This is a genomic window from Mycobacterium alsense (assembly GCF_002086635.1).
Taxonomy (GTDB): Bacteria; Actinomycetota; Actinomycetes; order Mycobacteriales; family Mycobacteriaceae; genus Mycobacterium; species Mycobacterium alsense.
The window spans coordinates 1-1,749 of sequence record NZ_MVHD01000117.1; the positions used below are offsets into that span (position 1 = coordinate 1).

Sequence of the window (1,749 nt, forward strand, 5' to 3'; positions counted from 1 at the left end):
AAGAAATGGGGGTCGGCTAGGGCGGGGGTGGGCGGTCGGGCAATTCAGCACGGAAATCACAGCAGTTCGTTTCTTGAAAGGAGTGTGAAATGGCCACTCGGTTTATGACCGACCCGCACGAGATGCGGGCGATGGCAGGTCGGTTCGAGACGCATGCGCAAACGGTCGAGGACGAGGCGCGCAAGATGTGGGCGTCGTCGCAGAACATTTCCGGCGCCGGCTGGAGTGGGGCGGCCGCGGCGACGTCCTACGACACGATGGGGCAGATGAATCAGGCGTTCCGCAACATCGTGAGCATGCTGCACGGGGTGCGTGACGGTTTGATCCGCGACGCCAACAACTATGAGCAGCAAGAGCAGGTCTCGCAGCAGGTTCTGGGCAGTTAGCGCAACGCAGTTAGAGGAAAGGCTTTGACATGACCATCAATTATCAATTCGGTGATGTGGACGCCCATGGCGCGTTGATCCGGGCTCAGGCGGCGTCGTTGGAGGCCGAGCATCAGGCGATCGTGCGTGATGTGCTGGCGGCCGGGGATTTCTGGGGCGGTGCCGGTTCGGTGGCCTGCCAGGAATTCATCACACAGCTGGGACGCAATTTCCAGGTGATCTACGAGCAGGCCAACGCGCACGGGCAAAAGGTGCAAGCCGCCGGCAGCAACATGGCCAGTACCGATTCGGCCGTCGGCTCCAGCTGGGCCTGAGCCTTCCGGCACCGAAAAACTTCACAGCGCAGGGGATTGGCGATCCGTTCGGGTCAGCGGCTTGGGGACCGCAGGCCCGACGGGTCGCCATTGCCTGTGCGACCTCCGGAGGAGATATGACGCTGCGGGACTACGCGGTCAGAGGCTACGGTGCCGCGTGCTACTTGCTGTCGCGCACCGCGCTGCTGTGTGGGATCGGCTTCGTCGGCAACATTGTGATGCCGCGCAGCATCGACCACGCGGTGGCGGCACCGCCGCACAAAGCCGTCGTGGTCGACCTGCTGCTGCTCGGTCTGTTCGCGTTCCAGCAGAGCGTCATGGCGGATCCGGTCTTCAGGCAGTGGTGGGCGCGTTTCATGGCGCAGTCGATGGAACGCAGCACGTACGTGCTGTTCGGCAGCCTCACACTGTTCCTGCTGTATTGGCAATGGCGCACGATCCCCGCCGTGGTCTGGGAAGTGTCGTCACCGGCGGGCCGGCTGGCGCTGCACGCCGTGTACTGGCTGGGATGGGCGGCCGTGGTGATCGGGGCGATCGGCATCAGGCACTTCGATCGGTTGGACCTGGGGCCCGTGTATCTCCGGTGGCGTGAAAGACTCTCTGGGGGATGGGGTTTCGGGTCCGGGCTCATGTATTGGCCGGTGCGCCACCCGATCATGTCCGGTTTCGTCATCGCGTTCTGGGCCACGCCGGTGATCACGGCCGGGCACCTGCTATTCACGTTCGCCGCAACTGGATACATCGTGATTTTCGTCCGGCTGGAGGAACGCGAATTGCGGCGGCAATCGACGCTGGCTGCCGAGGTCGTCGCCGAACTCTCCGGCACCGTGTTTCCGGTGCTGCGCCGGGCGACCGTCTACCCGACGCCCTCGGACAACGGGTTTCCGTGGAACGAGTTCCGCGGCAGCAGCGAGGAGCTCGATCGCCGCTAGGCCACGCCCTTGTAATCCCTTGTGTCACTTTGGTTTCAGGGGTCACATTTGGGGGTTTGTTGTCGGTGGTGCTTCGTAGTGTCGGGGCATGGCATCCAGTAGTCGTGAGGAGATCGT

The 1,749-nt window shown here is 63.4% G+C and carries 3 protein-coding genes; all 3 read left to right on the forward strand.

Going from position 1 to position 1,749, the window contains the following annotated elements; translation table 11 throughout:
- The first annotated feature begins 89 nt into the window (after positions 1–89).
- The 3 genes from BST11_RS26710 (at position 90) to BST11_RS26720 (ending at position 1,632) form a co-directional block, all read left to right on the forward strand.
- Complete coding sequence (locus BST11_RS26710; RefSeq protein WP_083141163.1) at positions 90–386, forward strand: WXG100 family type VII secretion target; 297 nt, start codon at positions 90–92, stop codon at positions 384–386.
- A 29-nt stretch (positions 387–415) separates the two neighbouring features.
- Positions 416–700, forward strand: coding sequence for a WXG100 family type VII secretion target (locus BST11_RS26715; protein ID WP_067375055.1), 285 nt, complete (start codon positions 416–418; stop codon positions 698–700).
- A 116-nt stretch (positions 701–816) separates the two neighbouring features.
- Complete coding sequence (locus tag BST11_RS26720) at positions 817–1,632, forward strand: isoprenylcysteine carboxylmethyltransferase family protein (protein ID WP_142276611.1); 816 nt, start codon at positions 817–819, stop codon at positions 1,630–1,632.
- Positions 1,633–1,749: the final 117 nt, after the last annotated feature.